Annotated in this window: 20 protein-coding genes; 16 read left to right on the forward strand and 4 right to left on the reverse strand. The window is 65.8% G+C overall.

The genetic code is table 11. The features are described 5' to 3' along the window. Window positions 1-45 precede the first annotated feature (45 nt). The 8 genes from ACEOAB_RS12895 to ACEOAB_RS12930 all read left to right on the forward strand — a co-directional run bounded on the left by ACEOAB_RS12895 (window position 46) and on the right by ACEOAB_RS12930 (window position 9,599). Entirely contained in the window at window positions 46-1,830 is a 1,785-nt protein-coding gene (locus ACEOAB_RS12895) for an acetolactate synthase 3 catalytic subunit (RefSeq protein WP_413747989.1), read from the forward strand. A gap of 110 nt (window positions 1,831-1,940) precedes the next feature. Next, window positions 1,941-2,432, forward strand: coding sequence for an acetolactate synthase small subunit (ilvN, locus tag ACEOAB_RS12900; RefSeq protein ID WP_007834236.1), 492 nt, complete (start codon window positions 1,941-1,943; stop codon window positions 2,430-2,432). 53 nt (window positions 2,433-2,485) lie between these two features. Next, the gene (locus tag ACEOAB_RS12905) at window positions 2,486-2,746 is read left to right on the forward strand and encodes a DUF4282 domain-containing protein (protein WP_007834235.1); all 261 of its coding nucleotides are present in this window, start codon (window positions 2,486-2,488) and stop codon (window positions 2,744-2,746) included. Window positions 2,747-2,795: 49 nt separating this feature from the next. Beyond that, complete coding sequence (gene ilvC, locus ACEOAB_RS12910) at window positions 2,796-3,812, forward strand: ketol-acid reductoisomerase (RefSeq protein ID WP_056599164.1); 1,017 nt, start codon at window positions 2,796-2,798, stop codon at window positions 3,810-3,812. Window positions 3,813-3,996: 184 nt separating this feature from the next. Further along, window positions 3,997-4,821: a CDP-diacylglycerol--serine O-phosphatidyltransferase gene (pssA, locus tag ACEOAB_RS12915; protein WP_056599161.1), complete on the forward strand. Its 825-nt coding sequence runs from the start codon at window positions 3,997-3,999 to the stop codon at window positions 4,819-4,821. A 185-nt stretch (window positions 4,822-5,006) separates the two neighbouring features. Next, a complete protein-coding gene (gene leuA / locus ACEOAB_RS12920) occupies window positions 5,007-6,710 on the forward strand; it encodes a 2-isopropylmalate synthase (RefSeq protein ID WP_413747990.1) in 1,704 nt (567 codons plus the stop codon). A gap of 43 nt (window positions 6,711-6,753) precedes the next feature. After that, complete coding sequence (locus ACEOAB_RS12925; protein WP_056599156.1) at window positions 6,754-8,292, forward strand: 2-isopropylmalate synthase; 1,539 nt, start codon at window positions 6,754-6,756, stop codon at window positions 8,290-8,292. A gap of 116 nt (window positions 8,293-8,408) precedes the next feature. After that, a complete protein-coding gene (locus tag ACEOAB_RS12930) occupies window positions 8,409-9,599 on the forward strand; it encodes a serine hydrolase (RefSeq protein WP_056599152.1) in 1,191 nt (396 codons plus the stop codon). Between the two features lie 89 nt (window positions 9,600-9,688). Here the strand turns inward: ACEOAB_RS12930 and ACEOAB_RS12935 are convergent, their stop codons facing one another. From ACEOAB_RS12935 to aat, 3 genes are read right to left on the reverse strand one after another with little or no spacing between them, the layout of a single operon-like run. Next, entirely contained in the window at window positions 9,689-10,516 is an 828-nt protein-coding gene (locus tag ACEOAB_RS12935; RefSeq protein WP_056599149.1) for an IclR family transcriptional regulator, read from the reverse strand. 30 nt (window positions 10,517-10,546) lie between these two features. Continuing rightward, complete coding sequence (locus tag ACEOAB_RS12940) at window positions 10,547-11,380, reverse strand: arginyltransferase (RefSeq protein ID WP_056599146.1); 834 nt, start codon at window positions 11,378-11,380, stop codon at window positions 10,547-10,549. After that, a complete protein-coding gene (aat, locus tag ACEOAB_RS12945) occupies window positions 11,377-12,132 on the reverse strand; it encodes a leucyl/phenylalanyl-tRNA--protein transferase (protein WP_413747995.1) in 756 nt (251 codons plus the stop codon). The genes ACEOAB_RS12940 and aat overlap by 4 nt, the downstream gene beginning before the upstream one ends. Before the next feature lie 201 nt (window positions 12,133-12,333). Here aat and ACEOAB_RS12950 point away from each other — a divergent pair, with 201 nt between their 5' ends. Genes ACEOAB_RS12950 through ACEOAB_RS12965 form a run of 4 tightly spaced genes read left to right on the forward strand, consistent with a single transcriptional unit; the run spans window position 12,334 to window position 16,400 of the window. Beyond that, a complete protein-coding gene (locus tag ACEOAB_RS12950) occupies window positions 12,334-14,667 on the forward strand; it encodes a xanthine dehydrogenase family protein molybdopterin-binding subunit (protein WP_413747991.1) in 2,334 nt (777 codons plus the stop codon). Between the two features lie 35 nt (window positions 14,668-14,702). Then, on the forward strand, window positions 14,703-15,617 hold the full coding sequence (locus ACEOAB_RS12955; protein WP_413747992.1) for a helix-turn-helix domain-containing protein: 915 nt from the start codon (window positions 14,703-14,705) through the stop codon (window positions 15,615-15,617). Continuing rightward, complete coding sequence (locus ACEOAB_RS12960; RefSeq protein WP_056599137.1) at window positions 15,596-15,955, forward strand: VOC family protein; 360 nt, start codon at window positions 15,596-15,598, stop codon at window positions 15,953-15,955. Before ACEOAB_RS12955 ends, ACEOAB_RS12960 begins: the two co-directional genes overlap by 22 nt. A 16-nt stretch (window positions 15,956-15,971) precedes the next feature. After that, entirely contained in the window at window positions 15,972-16,400 is a 429-nt protein-coding gene (locus ACEOAB_RS12965; RefSeq protein WP_413747993.1) for an SRPBCC family protein, read from the forward strand. Here the strand turns inward: ACEOAB_RS12965 and pobA are convergent. Next, entirely contained in the window at window positions 16,397-17,578 is a 1,182-nt protein-coding gene (gene pobA / locus ACEOAB_RS12970) for a 4-hydroxybenzoate 3-monooxygenase (RefSeq protein ID WP_413747994.1), read from the reverse strand. The two genes, ACEOAB_RS12965 and pobA, sit on opposite strands and share 4 nt — an antisense overlap. A gap of 132 nt (window positions 17,579-17,710) precedes the next feature. Here pobA and ACEOAB_RS12975 point away from each other — a divergent pair, with 132 nt between their 5' ends. The 4 genes from ACEOAB_RS12975 (at window position 17,711) to ACEOAB_RS12990 (ending at window position 22,233) form a co-directional block, all read left to right on the forward strand. Beyond that, window positions 17,711-18,481, forward strand: a complete 771-nt coding sequence (locus ACEOAB_RS12975; RefSeq protein WP_007834214.1) for an IclR family transcriptional regulator domain-containing protein — start codon at window positions 17,711-17,713, stop codon at window positions 18,479-18,481. Window positions 18,482-18,532: 51 nt separating this feature from the next. Next, a complete protein-coding gene (locus tag ACEOAB_RS12980) occupies window positions 18,533-19,192 on the forward strand; it encodes a response regulator (RefSeq protein WP_056518096.1) in 660 nt (219 codons plus the stop codon). Window positions 19,193-19,301: 109 nt separating this feature from the next. Beyond that, the gene (locus tag ACEOAB_RS12985) at window positions 19,302-20,675 is read left to right on the forward strand and encodes an ATP-binding protein (protein ID WP_495653767.1); all 1,374 of its coding nucleotides are present in this window, start codon (window positions 19,302-19,304) and stop codon (window positions 20,673-20,675) included. A gap of 73 nt (window positions 20,676-20,748) precedes the next feature. After that, complete coding sequence (locus tag ACEOAB_RS12990; protein ID WP_413751107.1) at window positions 20,749-22,233, forward strand: DegQ family serine endoprotease; 1,485 nt, start codon at window positions 20,749-20,751, stop codon at window positions 22,231-22,233. The last annotated feature ends 51 nt before the right edge of the window (window positions 22,234-22,284 follow it).

Consider the following 22,284-nt stretch of genomic DNA (forward strand, 5'->3'; position numbering starts at 1 on the left):
GGGCACCCAAGGTATTTCGTTCCCGAAATAACACAAAGGTTGATCATGGAAATCTCCAAGGCGGAAATCGCTTCCGCAGCAGCCGCGTCCTCAGGCGCAGGCAACCCAACGCAAGAACTCATGGGCGCTGAAGTGCTGGTCAAGGCACTGCAGGTCGAAGGCGTCCAGTACGTCTGGGGCTATCCGGGCGGCGCAGTTCTCTACATTTACGACGCGTTCTACAAGCAGGACACCATCCAGCACGTGCTGGTGCGTCACGAGCAGGCTGCCGTTCACGCGGCCGACGGCTATGCACGCGCTACCGGCGACGTCGGTGTGGCGCTGGTCACTTCCGGTCCTGGCCTGACCAATGCGGTCACCGGCATCGCCACCGCGTACATGGACTCGATTCCGATGGTGATCATTTCGGGCCAGGTGCCGACGGCCGCCATCGGCCTCGACGCCTTCCAGGAATGCGACACGGTCGGCATCACCCGTCCCATCGTCAAGCACAACTTCCTCGTCAAGGATCCCAAGGATCTGGCCATGACGATGAAGAAGGCCTTCCACATCGCGCGCAGCGGCCGCCCGGGCCCGGTGGTGGTGGACGTGCCCAAGGACGTTTCGTTCAAGAAAACGCCTTACGCAGGCTATCCCGACAAAGTCGAGATGCGCTCGTACAACCCGGTGCGCAAGGGCCACGGCGGACAGATCCGCAAGGCGCTGCAACTGCTGCTGGCCGCCAAGCGTCCCTACATCTACACCGGCGGCGGCGTGCTGCTGGGCAATGCCACCAACGAGTTGCGCACGCTGGTCGACATGCTCGGCTATCCGGTCACGAATACGCTGATGGGCCTGGGCGCCTACCCGGCGAGCGACCGCAAGTTCCTGGGCATGCTGGGCATGCACGGCACCATCGAAGCCAACAACGCGATGCAGAACTGCGACGTGCTGCTGGCCGTGGGCGCGCGCTTCGACGACCGTGTCATCGGCAACCCCAAGCACTTCGCGCAGAACGAACGCAAGATCATCCACGTCGACATCGATCCGTCGAGCATTTCCAAGCGCGTGAAGGTCGACATCCCGATCGTCGGCGACGTGAAGGACGTGCTCACCGAGCTGATCTCGATGATCCGCGAGAGCACCACCAAGCCCGACGCCGGCGCGCTGGCCGACTGGTGGAAGACCATCGAAGCCTGGCGCTCGCGCGACTGCCTCAAGTACGACCGCGGCAACAAGGACGTGATCAAGCCGCAGTACGTGGTCGAGACCCTCTGGAACATGACCAAGGACGCCGACGCGTACATCACGTCGGACGTGGGCCAGCACCAGATGTGGGCTGCCCAGTACTACCGCTTCGACGAGCCGCGCCGCTGGATCAACTCGGGCGGCCTGGGCACCATGGGCGTCGGCATTCCCTACGCCATGGGCATCAAGCTCGCCAAGCCCGATTCGGAAGTGTTCACCATCACCGGCGAAGGCTCGGTGCAGATGTGCATCCAGGAACTCTCCACCTGCCTGCAATACAACACGCCGATCAAGATCTGCTCGCTCAACAACCGCTACCTGGGCATGGTGCGCCAGTGGCAGGAAATCGAATACTCCGGCCGCTACAGCCACAGCTACATGGACGCACTGCCCAACTTCGTGAAGCTCGCCGAGGCCTATGGCCACGTCGGCATGCTGATCGAGCGTCCACAAGACGTGGAGCCCGCGCTGCGCGAAGCACGCAAGCTCAAGGACCGCACGGTGTTCATGGACTTCCGCACCGATCCCACCGAGAACGTGTTCCCGATGGTGAAGGCCGGTATGGGCATCACCGAGATGCTGATGGGTTCCGAGGATCTCTGATCCGCGGGGCATTTTTCTCTCGTTCAACTTTTACTGACGAATCTATTGCCCGCCAAGCCCGCGCATTACCGTGCGCGGGGGAGGGCGGCGAAAAGAGGAGTCACGCAAACATGAAACACATCATTGCAGTGCTGCTGGAAAACGAGCCGGGTGCTCTTTCCCGCGTGGTGGGCCTGTTCTCGGCCCGTGGCTACAACATCGAATCGCTGACGGTCGCGCCCACGGAGGATGCGAGCCTCTCGCGCATGACCATCGTCACGACCGGTTCCGACGACGTGATCGAGCAGATCACCAAGCACCTGAATCGCCTGATCGAAGTCGTGAAGGTCGTCGACCTGACCGAAGGCGCCTACACCGAGCGCGAGCTCATGATGGTGAAGGTGCGCGCGGTCGGCAAGGAGCGCGAGGAAATGATGCGCATGGCCGAAATTTTTCGCGGCCGCATCATCGACGTGACCGATAAGAGCTACACCATCGAACTCACCGGCGACCATGGCAAGAACGACGCTTTTCTGGAAGCGATCGAACGTAGCGCTATCCTCGAGACTGTCCGTACCGGTGCCAGCGGCATCGGCCGCGGCGAGCGCATTCTGCGCGTGTAGGAGGGTGAAGGCGCCCTCAGTTCATCAGTTCATCCACACATGAGGCAAAAGTGATGCGAGGTCTGCTCGGTTTCGACAGGATGGTGACTCCCGCGATCGTGCGGGTGCTCTACTTCCTCGGCCTGCTGGGCGTGATCGTCCTTGCGGGGGCGGCGCTCTATCAGCGCCAGTACCTGCCGGCCTTCACGTTCCTGATCTTCGGTGCCATCGGTGTCCGCATCTACAGCGAACTGCTCATCGTGCTGTTCCGCATCCACGACAGCCTCGTGTCCATCAACCAGCAAATGAAGGACCGGAATTCCTCCGGCCTCTGAGTGAAATTCGCCCGCTCTGCGGGTGCTTGAGATTTTTTAGGAGAAATACATGAAGGTTTACTACGACAAAGACGCGGACCTGAGCCTCATCAAGGGCAAGACGGTGGCAATCATCGGTTACGGCTCGCAAGGCCATGCGCACGCGCAGAACCTGAACGACAGCGGCGTCAAGGTCGTGGTCGGCCTGCGCAAGGGCGGTGCTTCGTGGGACAAGGTCGGGAAGGCCGGCCTGCAAGTCGCCGAAGTCGCCGACGCCGTGAAGGCAGCCGACGTGGTCATGATCCTGCTGCCCGACGAGCAGATCGCCAACGTCTACAAGAACGACGTGGCCCCGTACATCAAGGAAGGCGCTTCGCTCGTCTTCGCGCACGGCTTCAATGTGCACTACGGCTTCGTCCAGCCGCGCGCCGACCTCGACGTGTGGATGGTGGCTCCCAAGGCCCCCGGCCACACCGTGCGCAGCACCTACACCCAAGGCGGCGGCGTGCCCCACCTCGTGGCCGTGCACCAGGACAAGACCGGCAAGGCGCGCGACCTCGCGCTGAGCTACGCCACCGCCAACGGCGGCGGCAAGGCCGGCATCATCGAAACCAACTTCCGCGAAGAAACCGAGACCGACCTGTTCGGCGAACAAGCGGTTCTGTGCGGCGGCACGGTCGAACTGATCAAGGCCGGTTTCGAAACGCTGGTGGAAGCCGGCTACGCGCCCGAAATGGCGTACTTCGAATGCCTGCACGAGCTCAAGCTGATCGTCGACCTGATCTATGAAGGCGGCATCGCCAACATGAACTACTCGATCTCGAACAACGCCGAATACGGCGAGTACGTCACGGGCCCGCGCATCGTGACCGACGAGACCAAGAAGGTCATGAAGCAAGTGCTGCGCGATATCCAGACCGGCGAATACGCCAAGAGCTTCGTGCTCGAAGCCGCTGCCGGCCAGCCCGCGCTGATCAGCCGCCGCCGCCTGAATGCAGAGCACCAGATCGAAGTCGTCGGCGAAAAGCTGCGCGCGATGATGCCCTGGATCAAGAAGAACAAGCTGGTCGATCAAACCCGTAACTGATCTTCCCGGTGAGAGGGTGCTTTGGCACCCGTTTCCCAAGGGCCACCCGTCGCGGTGGCCCTTTTGTTTGCAGGGGCCGAAGAGGTCCCCTGAACTACACTGCAAGCCATGCGATTCACAGACATAGATGCTATCGAATGGATAGCTGACCGCGTAGCGCCCACGAGGGACGGAGGCCATTCCAATGCATGACGATACGATTCCCGACGACGTGCAGCCGCGCAAGCGCCGCAAGGGCATCTACATCCTGCCGAACCTGTTCACGCTCGCAGCGTTGTTCGGCGGTTTCTACTCGGTCGTGATGGCCATGAATGCGCGATTCGACCTCGCGGCGCTCGGTGTGTTCGCCGCGATGATTCTCGACAGCCTGGACGGGCGCGTGGCCCGCATGACCAACACGCAGAGCGCGTTCGGCGAGCAGATGGATTCGCTGTCCGACATGGTGTCGTTCGGCGCCGCACCAGCGCTCATCGCCTACGAGTGGTCGCTCAAGGGTCTGGGCCGCTGGGGCTGGATCGCCGCCTTCGTGTACTGCGCCTGCGCGGCGCTGCGGCTCGCGCGCTTCAACGTGAACACCGGCGTGGTCGACAAGCGCTGGTTCCAGGGGCTGCCGTCGCCTGCGGCTGCTGCACTGGTAGCAGGCTTCATCTGGCTCGTGGACGAATGGGGCAAGCGCGGCGGGGAGGTGCTGTATCTCTCGTGGACGCAGATCACCTGGGTCACCTTTGCCTTCACGCTGTATGCGGGCCTCACGATGGTCACCAATGCGCCGTTCTACAGCTTCAAGGACATCCAGATGAAGAAGAGCGTGCCCTTCGCCGCAATCGTGCTCATCGCGCTCGGCATCGCGGTCATCAACATCCATCCGCCCACCGTGCTGTTCGGCCTTTTCGTCATGTACGGCCTGAGCGGCTACGTGGTGTACGCGTGGCGCAAGGCCAAGGGCCAGCCGGTGAGCGTGATCAGCACCTCGACCGAAGAGCCGGACGAACGGGGCCTGCATAACTGACGGTGGCTTGTGCTACATTCGCAATCCTCATGACCAAGATTTCGCTGCTGGCCCTACTAGCCCTCCCTCACGGGCGGAGACGGTAGCGCACGCGCAAATCCCTCACCACGGCCCGTTCGCACCAGCAACGGGCCGTTTGTTTTTGGGGTTGCTGGTTGATTACCAACCATCTCAGAGAAATCGACATGCTCAAGCAACCTCAAAGCAAATACCGCGCATTCGCCCCGATCGGCCTCAAGGACCGCACCTGGCCCGATGCCGTGCTGACCAAGGCGCCGATCTGGCTGTCGACCGACCTGCGTGATGGCAACCAGGCGCTGGTCGAGCCCATGGACATCGCGCGCAAGATGCGCATGTTCGAAACCCTCGTGGCCATCGGCTTTAAGGAAATCGAAGTCGGTTTCCCCTCGGCCTCGCAGGTCGAATTCGACTTCGTGCGCAAGCTCATCGAGGAAGACCGCATTCCCGACGACGTGACGATCCAGGTGCTGACGCAGGCGCGCGACCACCTCATCGAACGCACCTTCGAATCGCTGCAGGGCGCACCGCGCGCCATCGTGCACCTCTACAACGCCGTGGCGCCGGTGATGCGCCGCGTGGTGCTCGGCATGGACGAAGGCCAGATCGTCGAGCTCGCCAGCAGCCATGCGCGCATGTTCAACGAGTTCGCCGCCAGGCAGCCGGAAACGCAGTGGACTTTCCAGTACTCGCCCGAGATGTTCTCCGGCACCGACGTCGTGTTCTCGAAGCGCGTGGTCGATGCGGTAACCGAGGTCTGGGCGCCGACGCCACAGCGCAAATGCATCGTGAACCTGCCCACGACGGTGGAGCATTCAACGCCGAACATCTTCGCCGACATGATCGAGTGGATGCACCGCAATCTCGCGCGCCGCGATTCGATCGTGCTGTGCGTGCACCCGCACAACGACCGCGGAACTGGCACCGCAGCCGGCGAACTGGCCTTGATGGCCGGCGCCGAGCGCATCGAGGGCTGCCTGTTCGGCAATGGCGAGCGCACCGGCAACCTCGACCTTGTGAACGTCGCGCTCAACCTCTACACGCAGGGCGTTTCGCCCGAGCTCGATTTTTCGAACATCGACGAGATCCGCGCCACCGTCGAGCACTGCAACCAGATTCCCGTGCACCCGCGCCATCCCTACGTGGGCGACCTGGTCTACACCTCGTTCTCGGGCTCGCACCAGGACGCGATCAAGAAGGCCTTCGCCGCGCGCAAGGAAGGCGACATCTGGGACATGCCTTATCTCCCCATCGACCCGAAGGACGTGGGCCGCAGCTATGAAGCCGTGATCCGAGTCAACAGCCAGTCCGGCAAGGGCGGCATGGCCTACCTGCTCGAGAGCGAGTACGGCCTCGAGATGCCGCGCCGCCTGCAGATGGAGTTCATGCAGACCGTGCAGCGCGTGATGGACGTCGCCGGCAAGGAACTCACTGCCGCCGACCTCTGGCAGCTGTTCGTGCGCGAGTACGGCATCGAGACCGCTCAGGCACTGCAGCACCGTGTGATCGAGGAAGAAGGCGAGGGCGTCAACGCCTCGGTGGTCCTGCGCGGCGACCTGTCGTGGGACGGTGAAAACCATACCATCGAAGGCCGCGGCAATGGCCCTATCGACGCCTTCACGCAGGCACTGAGCCAGGCCACCGGCCACACGGTACGCGTGATGGACTACCACCAGCACGCCATCGGCGCCGGCGCCGATGCGAAGTCCGTGGCCTACCTCGAACTGCGCGTCGACGAAAGCCGCACGCTGTTTGGCGTGGGCATCGACGCGAACGTGATCACGGCGTCGCTGAAAGCAATTGTCTCGGGCGTGCAGCGTGCTCGTGCCCTGGGCGCACACGGCGCACAATCGGTGGTTGAAGCCGCCTGACGCTGCCGACGCGCAAGGTGGGAACGATCACAGGAGATTCACGATGACCGACCAACTCATTATTTTCGACACCACCCTGCGCGATGGAGAGCAGTCGCCCGGCGCCTCGATGACGCGCGATGAAAAGATGCGCATTGCCAAGCTGCTGGAGCGGCTGAAGGTCGACGTCATCGAAGCCGGCTTTCCCGCCAGCTCGAACGGCGACTTCGAGGCCGTGAAGGCGATTGCCAATGCGATCAAGGACTCGACGGTGTGCGGCCTTTCGCGAGCCAACGACCGTGACATCGCGCGCGCGGCCGAGGCCCTCAAGGGCGCGGCCCGCGGGCGCATCCACACCTTCATCGCGACCTCGCCGCTTCACATGGAGAAGAAGCTGCGCATGTCGCCCGACGAAGTGCACGAGCAGGCCAAGCTGGCTGTGCGTTTCGCGCGCAACCAGCTGGCCGACGTGGAGTTCAGCCCCGAAGACGGCTATCGCAGTGACCCGGACTTCCTATGCCGCGTGCTCGAAACTGTGATCAACGAAGGGGCCACCACCATCAACGTGCCGGACACCGTCGGCTACGCCGTTCCCGAGCTCTACGGCAACTTCATCAAGATGCTGCGCGAACGCATTCCCAACAGCGACAAGGCGATCTGGTCGGTGCACTGCCACAACGACCTCGGCATGGCCGTGGCGAATTCGCTGGCGGGCGTGAAGATCGGCGGCGCGCGCCAGGTGGAATGCACCATCAACGGCCTGGGCGAGCGCGCGGGCAACTGTTCGCTCGAGGAGGTGGTCATGGCGGTGAAGACCCGCAAGGATTATTTCGGGCTCGACCTGCGCATCGACACGCAGCACATCGTGGCCGCGAGCCGCATGGTCAGCCAGACCACCGGCTTCGTGGTGCAGCCCAACAAGGCGGTGGTGGGGGCCAACGCCTTCGCGCACGCCTCGGGCATTCACCAGGACGGCGTGCTCAAGGCGCGCGACACCTACGAGATCATGCGCGCCGAGGACGTAGGCTGGGCGGCCAACAAGATCGTGCTCGGCAAGCTCAGCGGCCGCAATGCCTTCAAGCAGCGACTGCAGGAGCTGGGCGTGGCCATGGAAAGCGAAGGCGACATCAATGCCGCGTTCCTCCGGTTCAAGGAGCTGGCCGACCGCAAGTCGGAAATTTTCGACGAGGACATCCTCGCGCTCGTCAGCGCGGAAGAGGTGTCGCACGTTGGAGAACAGTTTGCTTTTGTTTCTCTCTCCCAGCACAGCGAAACCGGCGAGCGCCCCCAGGCGAAGGTCGTGTTCACTGTCCAGGGCAAGGAAGTCACAGGCGAATCCGACGGGAATGGCCCGGTTGATGCTTCGTTGAAAGCCATCGAGTCGCACGTCAAGAGCGGCGCCGAGATGGTTCTTTACTCTGTCAATGCCATCAGTGGCTCGACGGAAAGCCAAGGGGAGGTTACAGTTCGGTTACAAAACGCAGGGCGGGTGGTCAACGGTGTGGGTGCAGACCCGGACATCGTGGTCGCTTCGGCAAAGGCTTATTTGAGCGCGCTCAACAAGTTACAGAGCCAAGCTGAGAGAGTTGCGGCACAGGGTTAGGTTTTAGGCGATCCTTGATTTTCGATTGAAGAAGAGGACGCAAGTAACTGATATTGCGTGCCTTTTTTGATTTCGATACACTGCGGTCCTCGTTTGTCGCCGCTGGAGATTTATAAATGTCTGAAGCCCGTCTCCGCCGAGTTTCCAGCCAGCGGTTTCTACCCGCACTCAAAATGCTCGCCGTTGCGCTATGCGCCGCGGCGTTTTTGCTGCCTGGCGCCCAGGCCGCGAAGAAAGAAAAGCCCGTCGCCAAAGCCGCCGTCGCCAAGAAGGCGAAGGGGCCGGTGCCGGTCGAAGTGAAGCACAGCGCATCGTCCAAGACGGCGCGTGCCGGACGGGCCGAGAAGAGCGAAAAGGCGGACAAGGTGGTTCGTGGCGGCCGCAATGTCGTGGCCACCATCCGCAAAAAGAACGGCAAGACCGTGGTGGCCGTGCAGCGCCGCTCGGTGGTTCGTGTCACAGAGGCACCGCGCCAATCTTTCGGCCAGATGGCCGGCCTGCACGGGACCGAGGACGTGCTCGACCTGAAGTCGAGCGTCGCGCTGGTCATCGACCAGGACACGCACGAAGTGCTGTTCAGCAAGAACGACCATGCCGTGCTGCCGATTGCATCGCTCACCAAGCTCATGACCGGCCTGCTCATCAGCGAGGCTCATCTGCCGAACGACGAACTCATCACCATCACGCAGGACGACGTCGACACCGAAAAGCGCAGCAGTTCGCGCCTGACGATCGGTACCACGCTCTCGCGCGGCGAACTGCTGCACCTGGCGCTGATGTCGAGCGAAAACCGCGCCGCGCACGCGCTGGGCCGCACCTACCCGGGTGGCCTGACGACCTTCGTGAGCATCATGAATGCCAAGGCCAAGATGCTTGGCATGAAGGACACGCGCTACGTGGAGCCCACCGGCCTGTCGAGCCGCAATCAGTCGAGCGCGCAAGACCTGGCGCTGCTCGTCAATGCCGCCTACTCCGATGCCACGGTGCGTTCCCTGTCCACCTCGCCTGAGTACCAGGTCGAAGTCGGCAACCGTGTGTTGCAGTTCAACACGACCAACCGCCTCGTGAAGAGCCCCGATTGGGAAATCGGCGTGCAGAAGACCGGCTACATCTCCGAAGCCGGCCAGTGCCTCGTGATGCAGGCCCGGGTGGCCGGGCGCAAGCTGATCATGGTGTTCCTGGATTCGGCCGGCAAGTTCAGCCGCATCGCCGACGCCGAGCGGGTTCGCCGCTGGGTGGAGGCCACCCATGCCAACGGTACGCCAGCCGCTTCTTCGCGCAATACCAGCTACCAGGTGGCCGGCTGATCGATTCGCCGCAACAGTCCGCCAGCCCGCAATGAAAACAGGCCCTTCGCAGGGCCTGTTTGCTTTTGAGGCGGGCCTTCTTCGCCGGGTCAGCCTGCCGGCGGGGTGCTGCTGCTCGTGGGCGAGGGCGTGACGGCCATCCCGTCCTTGAAGCCCAGCGCGCCTGAGATTTCATTGGCCGTGGCCTGCAGCTTGGGCAGCCAGCCTTCGTCCAGCCGGTCGGCCGGTGCCGAGATCGACAGGCCCGCCACCAGCTTGCCCTGGTCGTCGTAGATGCCGGCAGCCATGCAGCGTACGCCCAGTTCCAGTTCCTCGTTGTCGCGGGCGATGCCGTACTGGCGCGCCTTCGACAGTTCACGCTCCAGCGCCGGCAACTGGGTAATGCTGTTGCGCGTGTGGCCTGCCAGGCCCGTGCGCGTGGCGTAGCTGCGCACCCGCTGCGGATCGTCCGCCGCCAGGAACAGCTTGCCCGTCGAGGTCAGGTGCAGGGCGGCCCGCCCGCCGATGGCCCGCACCACCTGCATGCCCGAGCGCTCGCTGTAGGAGCGCTCGATGTACACGATTTCGTCGCCTTGGCGCATGCTGAGGTTGACGGGCTGCTGCGTCAGCTTGTGCAACTCGCGCATCGGGCCGAGTGCTGCATCGCGCACGTTGAGCCGGCCCTTCACCAGATTGCCCAGTTCCAGCAGGCGCATGCCCAGCCGGTAGCTTCCGGCTTCGGGCCGGTCGACGAAGCGGCCGACCGCCAGGTCGTTGAGGATGCGGTGCGTGGTCGAGGGGTGAAGCCCGGTCTTTTCGCTGATTTCCTTCAGCGAAATCGCCTCCTCGCGGGATGCCAGGACATCGATCAGCGCGAACATGCGCTCGATCACCTGGATCACGGGAACGGCGGGAATGTCGGATTGGTTTTTTCTCATGGCGCTCTGCGGTGATGACCGGGCGCCATTTTACCTTGTGAAATCGCCCGGCGCCTGCCAGTGTCCATCCACCAATACTTCGTGCGGGGAGAAACGCGCCTTGTAGCTCATTTTCGGGCTGTGCTCGATCCAGTACCCGAGGTAGACGTGCGGCAGCCCCAGCTTGCGGGCCTGCTCGATCTGCCAGAGCACGCTGTAGGTGCCGTAACCGGTGGATATTGCCCCCCCGCCCGACCCTTCGCGTTCCCGTTGCTCCCCTTGGGGGCCGTCCGCTTGCTCGGGACGGCCCGACGCGGCGCGGGTCTCGGGCTCGTAGAAGGTGTAGACGGCCGAGATGCCGTCGTTCAGCACGTCGAGGATGGACACCATCCTGAGCGCGCCCGCGCTGCCGTCGGGCAGAGTTTCGCGGAACTCCACCAGCCGGGAGTTCACACGGCTCTGCAGCAGGAACTGGGTGTACTGGTCGATGCTGTCGTGGTCCATGCCGCCGCCCGCGTGGCGGCCGTTCTGGTAGCGCAGGTAGAGCTGGTAGTGCTCGGGCATGAAGCACAGCTTGAGCACGCGCGCCTGCAGGCCGGCATGCTGTTTGAGCGCGCGGCGCTGGCTGCGCGTGGGCCGGAAACTGTTGGCCAGCACCCGCAGCGGGATGCATGCCCGGCAGCCGTCGCAATAGGGCCGGTAGGTGAACATGCCGCTGCGCCGGAAGCCACTGAGCACCAGGTCGGAATAGGCGTCGTTGTGGATCAGGTGGCTGGGCGTGGCCACCTGCGAGCGGGCCTGCCGGTCCGGCAGATAGCTGCAGGGGTAGGGCGCCGTTGCGTAGAACTGCAGCGTGTGAAGCGGAAGGTCCTTGAGGTGCGTCACGTCGGTGAAAGAGGTCGCGCGGAAAGGAGTTCGGACCAGTATACGGGGTCGAATCGCCAGCGTGGGCCCTCCTGTTGCCGTACCCGCGCCACGTGTGCGACGAAGCGTTTGCGCGCCATCTCGTGGGCGCCGAGGCTCGCGAGATGGGAGGTGTTCTGCTGGCAGTCGATCATCTGGACGCCGGCATGCCGGCACAGCGCCACGAGCGCGGCCAGCGCGATCTTCGAGGCGTCCGGCCGACGGGTGAACATCGACTCGCCGAACACCGCGCGGCCCAGGGCCACGCAGTAGAGTCCGCCCGCGAGCTTGCCGTCGATCCAGGTCTCGACGCTGTGGGCATTGCCGGCGTCGTGCAAATTCGTATAGGCCCTGACCATGTCCGGCACGATCCAGGTGCCCGACTGGCCGACGCGCGGCGAGGTCGAACAGGCCTTGATGACGGCCGCGAAATCATGGTCGATGCGCACCTCGCATCCAGGCGTCTCCACGAAACGCAACAGCGTCTTGCGCAGCGACCGGTGCAGCTTGAACTCCGCCACCTGCAGCACCATGCGGGGGTCCGGGCTCCACCACAGAATCGGCTGGTCTTCGCTGAACCAGGGGAAGACGCAGTTGCCATAGGCCTGCATCAAAGTATCGACATCGAGCGCCCCACCGGCCGCCAGCAGCCCGGGGACGGGGTCGGCCACGCCCCAGGCAGAGGCGGGGTCGGGCAGGGCGTCTCCGGGTTCGAGCCAAGGCAGTTGTCGCATGGGCATAGGTATACACGGCTTCGCGAAACCGAATCCAGCCGGGTGAAAATCGCACACCGCTGACGCGCCACAAGGTTCGGCCCTCACGCTGCGGCACCACAAAACCCGCCGAAAACCCTATAGTCCACAGCTTGCAATCGCAGCTTCCACAAGCAGATCAGGCAGGCCCGCGCACACGCCGGGGATGAGCACAAGAGGACCATGTTGACCACTGAACCCAATCCCACGCGCTTCGGCAGCGGCCAGGCGGTGCGCCGCCTCGAGGACGAAAGCCTGCTGTCAGGTGCCGGACGCTACACCGACGACGTCACGCTTCCCGAGCAGGCGCATCTCGTTTTCCTGCGATCCTCCTATCCGCACGCGCGCATCCTCTCCATCGACACCAGCGCCGCCGCCGCCATGCCCGGCGTGCTGCGTGTGATTACAGGTGCCGAGATGGCCGAGGCCGACGTCAAGCCCCTGCCCGGCGCCGCGGGCTTCAAGCGTGCGGACGGCAGCGACAGCGCCAGCCCGCCGCGCTACGCCATCGCGCACGAGCGCGCGCGCTTCGTCGGCGAAGTCGTGGCCGCCGTGGTGGCCGATACGGTGCAGCAGGCCCGCGATGCCGCCGAGGCCATCATGGTCGACTACGAAGACCTGCCCATGGTGGTCGACCTCGAGAGTGCCACCGCCAGCGATGCGCCGCTGCTGTGCGAAGAGGCGTCGGGCAACATCGCCGCCGAAATGCGCCACGGCAGCAGCGAGGCCGCGACCGCGGCCTTCGCCAAGGCCGCCCATGTGGTGGCGCTCGATGTGCACAACCAGCGTGTGGTCGCCCTGACGATCGAGCCGCGTTCCGTGCTGGCGGCGCGCGACCCCGAAACCGGCCGCCTCACGATCCGCATGAGCACGCAGATGCCCTCCGGCGTACGCGATTCCGTCTGTGCCGCCATCGGCCTTCCAAAGGAAAAGGTGCGCGTGGTGGTCGGCGACGTCGGTGGCGGCTTCGGCATGAAGACCGGCGCCTACCCTGAAGATATTGCGGTCGCCTTCGCCGCGCTGCAGGTGGACCGGCCGGTGAAGTGGGTGGCCGAGCGCAGCGAGGAGTTCCTGTCGAGCGCGCACGGACGCGACATCGAGGCGCGCGCCGAAATGGCGCTCGACGCCGACGGCAAGATCCTGGCCCTGCGCATCAAGACGCTGGCCAACGTGGGCGCCTACGCCACCGGCACCGGCGTCGCAATCCAGCTGCTGATCGGCCCCTGGGTGCAGACCAGCGTCTACGACATCCAGACCATCGACTTCCATTTCAAGGCGGTGCTCACCAACACTGCGCCCACCGGCGCCTATCGCGGAGCAGGGCGCCCCGAGGCCATCTTCACCATCGAGCGGCTGATGGACGAGGCCGCGCGCCAGACCGGCATCGACCGCATCGCGCTGCGCCGCCGCAATTTCATCCGCCCCGAGCAGATGCCGTACAAGAACCCGATGGCGCAGACCTACGACACCGGCAACTTCGAGTCGGTGATGGACCAGGCGCTGACGCTCGCCGATTGGGAGGGCTTCGAGACCCGCGCGGCCAACTCGGCCAGCAAGGGCAGGCACCGCGGCCTGGGCATCGCCACCTTCCTCGAATGGACGGGCGGAAACGTGTTCGAGGAGCGTGTCACGGTCTCGGTGCAGGCCGATGGCGTGATCGAGGTGTTTTCCGCAGTCAACGCCATGGGGCAGGGCATTGCCACTTCGCTCGCGCAACTCGCGGTCGATGCCTTTGGCGTGCCCATCGAGAAAGTGCGCGTGGTGCTCGGCGATACCGACCGCGGCGACGGCTTCGGCAGCGCCGGTTCTCGCTCGCTGTTCACCGGCGGCTCGGCCGTGCGCGTCGGCGCCGAGCGCACCATCGACAAGGCGCGCGAACTTGCCGCGCAGGAGTTCGAGGCCTCCATCGACGACATCGTCTACAGCCGCGGTGTCTTCAACGTGGCCGGCACCGACCTCGAACTCGACCTCTTTGCGCTTGCCGCCAAGCAGCCCGAGCGAGAAATCTTCGTCGACTCCACCAGCACCGTGGCCGGTCCGACCTGGCCCAACGGCTGCCACATCTGCGAGATCGAGATCGATCCGCCCACCGGCGAAATCAGCGTGGTGGCCTACAGCTCGGTCAACGACGTGGGCCGGGTCATCAACCCGATGATCGTGCGCGGCCAACTCGAGGGCGGCGCGGTGCAGGGTATCGGGCAGGCGCTGTACGAGCAGGTGGTGTACGACAACGAAACCGGCCAGCCCGTCACCGGTAGCCTGATGGACTACGCGGCCCCGCGTGCCGACATCGTCGACACGATGTTCCAGATGGAGATGGACGAATCGACGCCGTGCAAGAACAACCCGCTGGGTGTGAAGGGCGTGGGCGAGCTCGGCACCATCGGCGCCACGCCGGCCATCGTCAATGCGGTGGCCGATGCCTTTGCACGCAACGGCCTCGCCACGCGCGCGCCGCGCCTGCACATGCCGCTGAGCCCGGCGCGCGTGTGGCAGGCCATGCAGACCATCGACTGAGCGTTGCGGTGCGGTGGACCTGAAAGGCGCAAGCCATGCTCGTCACCACCGAACTGCAGACCGACCCGATCCGCGTCGCCAGCTACCGCTGCGACGCGGGGCCCGACGCGCAGCCCTTCACCGAACTGCACGAAGGCTACTCGGTCTCGTATGTGCGCAAGGGCAGCTTCGGCTACCGCACGCGCGGCCAGGCCTACGAACTGGTCGCCGGATCGGTGCTGGTCGGCTGCCCGGGCGACGAGTACGTCTGCACGCATGACCACCATGTCTGCGGCGACGAGTGCCTGGCGTTCCACCTGTCGCCGGGCTTTGTCGACCTGATCGGCGGCGACCGGAAGACCTGGCGCACCGGCGGCCTGCCGCCCCTGGCCGAACTGGTGGTCATCGGCGAATTGGCGCAGGCCGCTGCCGACAGGCAGAGCGACGTGGGGCTGGACGAGCTGGGCATGTGGTTCGCGAGCCGCTTCGTGGATGTCGTTTCCGGCCGGGCAAAGCCCACCGCACCTTCGTCCGCCATCTCGCGCGACCGCCGCCGCGCGGTCGATGCGGCGATGTGGATCGACGCCAATTCGCAGCACGACATCGGCCTCGACGGCGCTGCGGCCGAAGCCGGCCTGAGCTCCTTTCACTTCCTGCGGCTGTTCTCGCAGGTGCTTGGCGTCACGCCGCATCAGTACCTCGTGCGCTCCCGCCTGCGGCACGCCGCGCGCCTGCTGGCCGACGACGACAGCCGGCCCGTGACCGAGGTCGCGCTGGACGTGGGCTTTGCCGATCTCAGCAACTTCGTGCGCACCTTCCATCGCGCCGCCGGCGTGTCGCCGGGCGGCTTCCGCAAGGCGGCCAAGGGCGACCGCAAGATTCTCCAAGAACGCATCGCGGCGCTCTTCGATGATGGACTCCTGATCAACCCATCGAGCAGGAAGCCATCATGTACGACCACATCGGACTGAAAGTCAAAGACCTCGCCGCGAGCCGCCGCTTCTACGAAGCCGCGCTCGCGCCGCTGGGCCACGTGCCGGGTCCGCACGACGACAGCTATGCCGGCATCGGGCCGGCCGACGAGCCGGCGCTATGGCTTTACGCAGCCAAGGGCGCGAAGGGCCCCGGCACGCACATCGCCTTTCGCGCGCCGAACCACGAGGCCGTGGCCGCCTTCCACAAGGCCGGCCTGAAAGCCGGCGGTTCCGACAACGGCGGCGCGGGCCCGAGGCCGGACTACAGCCCGACCTACTACGCGGCTTTCCTGATCGACCCCGACGGCAACAACGTCGAGGCGGTCTGCCCCTGAAGCGAGGTTCATCCCCATGGCCACGGTCTACAAGGAATTCATCGTCGAGGCGGATGCGGCGCAGGTCTGGGACGCGCTGCGCGATTTCAACGCCGTGCACACGCGGCTCGCGCCGGGCTTTCTCACGGCCTGCACGATCGACGCGGAGGGTGCGCGCATCCTGACCTTCGCCAACGGTATGGTCGCGCGTGAGGTGCTGGTAGGTATCGACGAGGCCCATCGCCGGCTGGCCTACACCGTCACCGGCGGACAGGCGAAGCATCACCATGCGACGGCGCAGGTGTTCGACGAAGGCGAGGGCCGCTCGCGCTTCGTCTGGATCTCCGACGTGCTGCCCGATGCCATGGCGGCCTACATCGGGCCGATGATGGAGCGGGGCGGGGTCGCCATGAAGGCAGCGCTGGAGGGCCGCCCGGCTCCCGCGGCGACTGCGGCTGCGGCCTAGAAGTCTTCGAGCGGCAGCCCGACGTAGTTCTCCGCCAGCGCGGTGGATGCGGCGCTCGAGTGCACGAGGTAGTCGAGCTCGGCCTCCTGGATCTTCTGGCCGAAGGCGCCCGTCTCCGGAAAGCGGTGCATCAGCGAGGTGAACCACCACGAGAAGCGCTCGGCCTTCCAGACGCGGCGCAGGCACAAGTCCGAGTAGCGATCCAGTGCCGAGGCCGACTTCTCTGCGTAGAAGATCTCGAAGGCGCGCGACAGGTAGCCCACGTCGGCAGTCGCCAAGTTCAGCCCCTTGGCACCGGTGGGCGGCACGATGTGCGCCGCATCGCCCGCGAGGAACAGCGAACCGAAGCGCATCGGCTCGGCGACGAAGCTGCGCAAGGGCGCAATGCTTTTCTCGAGCGAGGGCCCCGTCACCAAATGCGCGCGGGCCTCGGGGTCGAGGCGCGCGCGCAGTTCGTTCCAGAAGGCTTCGTCGCTCCAGTTTTCCACGCGCTCTTCTGTCGGCACCTGCACGTAGTAGCGGCTGCGCGTGGCGCTGCGCATGCTGCACAGCGCGAAGCCGCGTTCGGTGTTGGCATAGATCAGCTCGTGCGACACCGGCGGCACGTCGGCCAGCACGCCGAGCCAGCCGAAGGGATAGATCTTCTCGTAGGTCTGGATCGCATCCGCCGGCACGCTCGCGCGGCTCACGCCGTGGTAGCCGTCGCAGCCGGCGATGAAGTCGCATTCGATCTCGTGCGTCCGACCGTCCTTCTCGTAGCGCACGCGCGGCTTGCCCGAATCGAAGTCGTGCAGGCTCACGTTCGCGGCGCTATAGATCGTCGTGAGGCCTTCCGCGGTGCGCGCTTCCATCAGGTCGCGCGTCACCTCGGTCTGGCCGTACACCGTCACCTGCTTGCCGCCCGTGAGGCCGTGCATGTCGATGCGGTGGCGCGCGCCCTTGAACAGCAGTTCGATGCCTGCGTGCGGGAGTCCCTCGGCCTTGGCGCGGCTGTCGACACCCGCGCGGGCCAGCAGGTCCATCGTGACCTGCTCCAGCACCCCGGCGCGGATGCGGCCCAGCACGTAGTCGCCGCTCTGGCGCTCGACGATGATGTTGTCGATGCCTGCCTTGTGCAGGAGCTGCCCGAGCAGTAGGCCGGCTGGGCCGGCGCCGATGATCGCGACTTGTGTGCGCATGTTCGTGTCTCCGAGAGGGTTTCATGGAGCGTAGGGCGCACGCGGCGGTCTGTGGGGGCGCTGCGCGAGGCTCTGTGCGATCATGCGAATGCGTGCGCGATGATCGCGCAACAACTCGACCACAGACGACGAATGACCATCGCCAGAGCCGACTTCATCGAGGGCATCGCCAAGGGAATGGCGGTGCTCGAGAGCTTCGACACCGAACGCCAGCGCCTCAATGCCACGCTGGCCGCCGAGCGCGCCGGCCTCACGCGTGCCGCGGCCCGCCGGCACCTGCTGACGCTGGCGCACCTGGGCTACCTGGAAACCGATGGCAGCTATTTCTGGATGGCGCCGAAGGTGCTGCGCTTCTCGGGCAGCTACCTCGCTTCGTCGCGGCTGCCACGGGCGCTGCAGCCCACGCTGAACCGGCTCGCAGCGCAGACCGGGGAGTCGTTCTCGGCCGTGGTGCTCGACGGCGAAGAAGCGGTCATCGTTGCGCGCAGCGGCAGCTACGGCACGCCGACGCGCGTGCTGGCCTATGGCTTGCATCTCGGTGCGCGGCTGCCCGCGCATGCCACCTCCACCGGCCGGGTCCTGCTGGCGGCGATGGCGCCGACCCAGTTCACGCAGTGGCTCAAGGGCCGCCACCTGGCGCGGCTCACGCCCCACACCGTGACGCAGGCGCGGGGCCTGCGTCAGTTGGTGGCGCAGGTGCGCAAGAACGACTATTGCTTTGCCAGCGAGGAACACGAACTCGGCGTGCAGGCGCTGGCGGTGCCGCTGCGCGACATGCAGGGCCACACCGTGGCCGCGCTCAACGTGGTGCTGTCCGGCACCCGCTACCAGGAAGAGACGCTGCAGCGCGAGATGCTGCCGCTGCTGTTCGAGGCGGCGCGCGAGGTGCGCTCGCTCCTCTGATCTGAACTTTCGGCGCTGCCGCAGCCTCGAATCCCGAGAACGGACACACCTATGCGACTCCTCCTCCTCGAAGACGACGTGATGATCGGCGAAGCCGTGCTCGACCTGCTGCGCGCAGAGCAGTACGCGGTGGACTGGGTGAAAGATGGCGAGGCCGCCGAGTCGGCCCTGCGCACCCAGCAATACGACCTCGTGATGCTTGACCTCGGCGTGCCGCGCCGCGACGGCCTCGAGGTGCTGCGCAACCTGCGCGCGCGCAAGCAGCGCATGCCCGTGCTGATCGCCACCGCGCGCGACTCGGTGCAGCAGCGCATCGAAGGCCTGGATGCCGGCGCCGACGACTACGTGCTCAAGCCCTACGACCTCGACGAGCTGCTGGCCCGCATCCGCGCCTTGCTGCGCCGCGCGGCCGGGCGCGCCGAGCCGGTGTACGAGCACATGGGCGTGAGCATCAACCCCGCGACGCGGGAGGTGACGGTGGCGGGCCAGCCGGTGGTGCTGTCGGCGCGCGAGTGGGCGGTGCTGGAGCCCTTGCTGGCGCGGCCCGGCATGGTCCTGTCGCGCGCCCAGCTCGAGGAAAAGCTCTATAGCTGGAAGGACGAGATCAGCAGCAATGCGGTCGAGGTCTACGTGCACGGCCTGCGCAAGAAGCTCGGCGCCGAACTCATCCGCAATGTGCGCGGCGTTGGCTACATGGTGCCGAAGCTGTGACTCGCCCCCAGGCTTCGCGCACTTCGTGTCGCTTCGCCTACCCCCTGCCGGGGGCGACGCCTACGGCCCGGCGGAGCCGGTTCCGTGTCGTCCCACGAACGGAGTGCGCATGAAAAAGGTTTGGAGTTCATTGACTGGCTCGTTGCGCGCACGACTGCTTTGGTTCCTGCTGGTGGCGATCGTGCTCGCCGCGGGGGCGCAAGCGCTCGTCGCCTACCGCACGGTGCTCGCCGAGGCCGACGACATCTTCGATTACCACATGCAGCAGATGGCCCTCTCGCTGCGCGCCGGCCTGCCGCCGAGCGCGGCGGTGGGCGGCATCGGCACCGGTGAACAGAACTTCGATTTCGTCGTGCAGGTATGGACGGCCGATGGCGTGCGCATTTTCGAATCTGCCGAGGAGGCCGCACTGCCGCAGCTCGCGGTGCTGGGCTTCGCCGACGTGCATGCGCGCGGCACCACCTACCGTGTGTTCTCCATGCAGACGCGCGGACTGGTGATCCAGGTGGCGCAGGACATGGCGGCGCGGCGCCACATGGCCGGCACGCTGGCCCTGCGCACCGTCGCACCGGTCGCGCTGATGGCGCCGCTGCTGATGCTGGTCGTGTGGTGGGTGGTGAGCCGATCGTTGGCGCCGGTGGCGCGCGTGCGCAAGCAGGTGGCGTCGCGGCAGGCCGACGACCTGTCGCCGGTGAGCGAGGAGGGGCTGCCCGAGGAGGTGCGCCCGCTGGTGCAGGAGCTGAACCTGCTGTTCGACCGCGTGCGCCATGCCTTCGATGCGCAGAAGCACTTCGTCGCCGATGCCGCGCATGAGTTGCGCTCGCCCTTGGCCGCGCTGAAGCTGCAGGTGCAGGGCCTGCAGCGCGCGCCCGACGGTGCGTCGCGCGACCTCGCCGTGAGCCGCCTGGTGGCGGGCATCGATCGCGCGACGCGGCTGGTCGAGCAGATGCTCGCGCTGGCGCGGCACGAGGCCAGCATGGCGGCCGGCGCGAAGCCGGAGCCGGTCGACCTGTCCGAGGTGGCGCGCCTCGCGGTTTCCGACGCGGTGGCGGCGGCCCAGGCGCGCGGCATCGACATCGGCATCGCGCATGCCGATGCGGCCGTGGTCGACGGCCAGCCCGAGGCTTTGCGCATGCTGCTGCGCAACCTGCTCGAGAACGCGATCAAGTACACGCCGCTGGAGGGCCGCGTCGACATCGGCATCGCCCGGCAAGGCGACTCGGTCGAGCTCACCGTGGACGACAGCGGCCCGGGTCTGCCTCCGGCCGAGCGCGAGCGCGTGCTCGACCGTTTCTATCGCTCCGGTGAAACGCAAGCATCCGGCAGCGGCCTCGGGCTGGCCATCGTCAAGTCGATTGCCGACCTGCATGGGGCAACGGTGGCGCTCGATCAATCTCCGAGCCTGGGCGGCCTGCGGGTTCGCGTCGTCTTCGCTCCTTCTCCCAAGGGGAGAGGGCTGGAACCGGGGGCGGGCCTGGTTTAAGCGGCGCTTAAGTCGGGGGGGCGACATTCCTTTCATCGCATTGGCGTCCATACGCCCTGAAAGGAACCGACAAATGAACTCCCGTCTGACTTCGCCCCGCGCCCTGGTGATTGCCCTGGCGAGCGCGGGCGTGATCGGTGCCGTCGGTGCCGGTGCCTACACCAGTGCCCGTGCCGTGAGCGCGCCGACCACCAACGCTACCGCCGTGGCGCCCGCGGCCATGGTCACGCTGCCCGACTTCTCGACGATCACCTCGCGCGACGGCCCGGCCGTGGTCAACATCAGCGTGACGGGCACGATGAAGGCGTCCGACGACGAGGCGGCCGAGATGCAGGGCATCGACCCCGAAGACCCGATGTTCCAGTTCTTCCGCCGCTTCCAGGGCCAGATCAACCCGCGCGGCCAGCAGCAACAGCAGCGCGACGTGCCGGTGCGTGCCCAGGGCTCGGGCTTCATCGTCGATCCCAGCGGCATCATCATCACCAACGCCCACGTCGTGAAGGACGCGAAGGAGGTCACCGTCAAGCTGACCGACCGCCGCGAGTTCCGCGCCAAGGTACTCGGTGCCGACGCCAAGACCGACATCGCGGTGCTCAAGATCGATGCGAAGAGCCTGCCCGTGCTCGCGCTGGGCAACACCAAGGACCTGAAGGTCGGCGAATGGGTGCTGGCCATCGGCTCGCCCTTCGGTTTCGAGAACACCGTGACGGCCGGCGTGGTGAGCGCCAAGGGCCGCTCGCTGCCCGACGACAGCTACGTGCCCTTCATCCAGACCGACGTGGCCGTGAACCCCGGCAACTCGGGCGGTCCGCTGCTCAACACGCGCGGCGAGGTGGTCGGCATCAACTCGCAGATCTACAGCCGCAGTGGTGGCTACCAAGGCGTGTCGTTCGCGATCCCGATCGACGTGGCGATCCAGGTGAAGGACCAGATCGTCGCGACCGGAAAGGCCACGCACGGCCGGCTCGGCGTGGCGGTGCAGGAAGTGAACCAGGCCTTTGCCGATTCGTTCAAGCTCGACAAGCCCGAAGGCGCGCTGGTCTCGAACATCGAGAAGGGCGGCCCCGGCGACAAGGCGGGCCTGAAGGCTGGCGACGTGATCCGCAAGGTCGACGGCCAGGCCATCGTCTCTTCGGGCGACCTGCCCGCGGTGATCGGCCAGCAGGCGCCGGGCAAGAAGGTCACGCTCGAAGTGTGGCGCCAGGGCGAACGCAAGGAGCTGCAGGCCAAGCTGGGCGATGCGAGCGACAAGCCCGCCAAGGTCGCGAAGGCCGATGCCGACGTGGGGCAGGGCAAGTTGGGCCTGGCGCTGCGTCAGCTGCAGCCGCAGGAAAAGCGCCAGGCCTCGGTCGAGAACGGTCTTCTGATCGAGGATGTCGGCGGTCCTTCGGCGCAGGCTGGGGTGCAGGCGGGCGACGTGCTGCTGGCCATCAACGGCACGCCGGCGCAGAGCGTGGAGCAGGTGCGCGACGTGGTGGCGAAGGCGACCAACAAGTCGGTGGCGCTGCTGATCCAGCGCGGTGAAGACAAGATATTCGTGCCCGTGCGGATCGGGTGAGGCTCAAGGAAGCCAACCGAAATTGCGCAGCAGGCGGGCGGCCCTGGCGCT

The sequence above is a fragment of the Variovorax sp. Varisp53 genome (assembly GCF_059491555.1).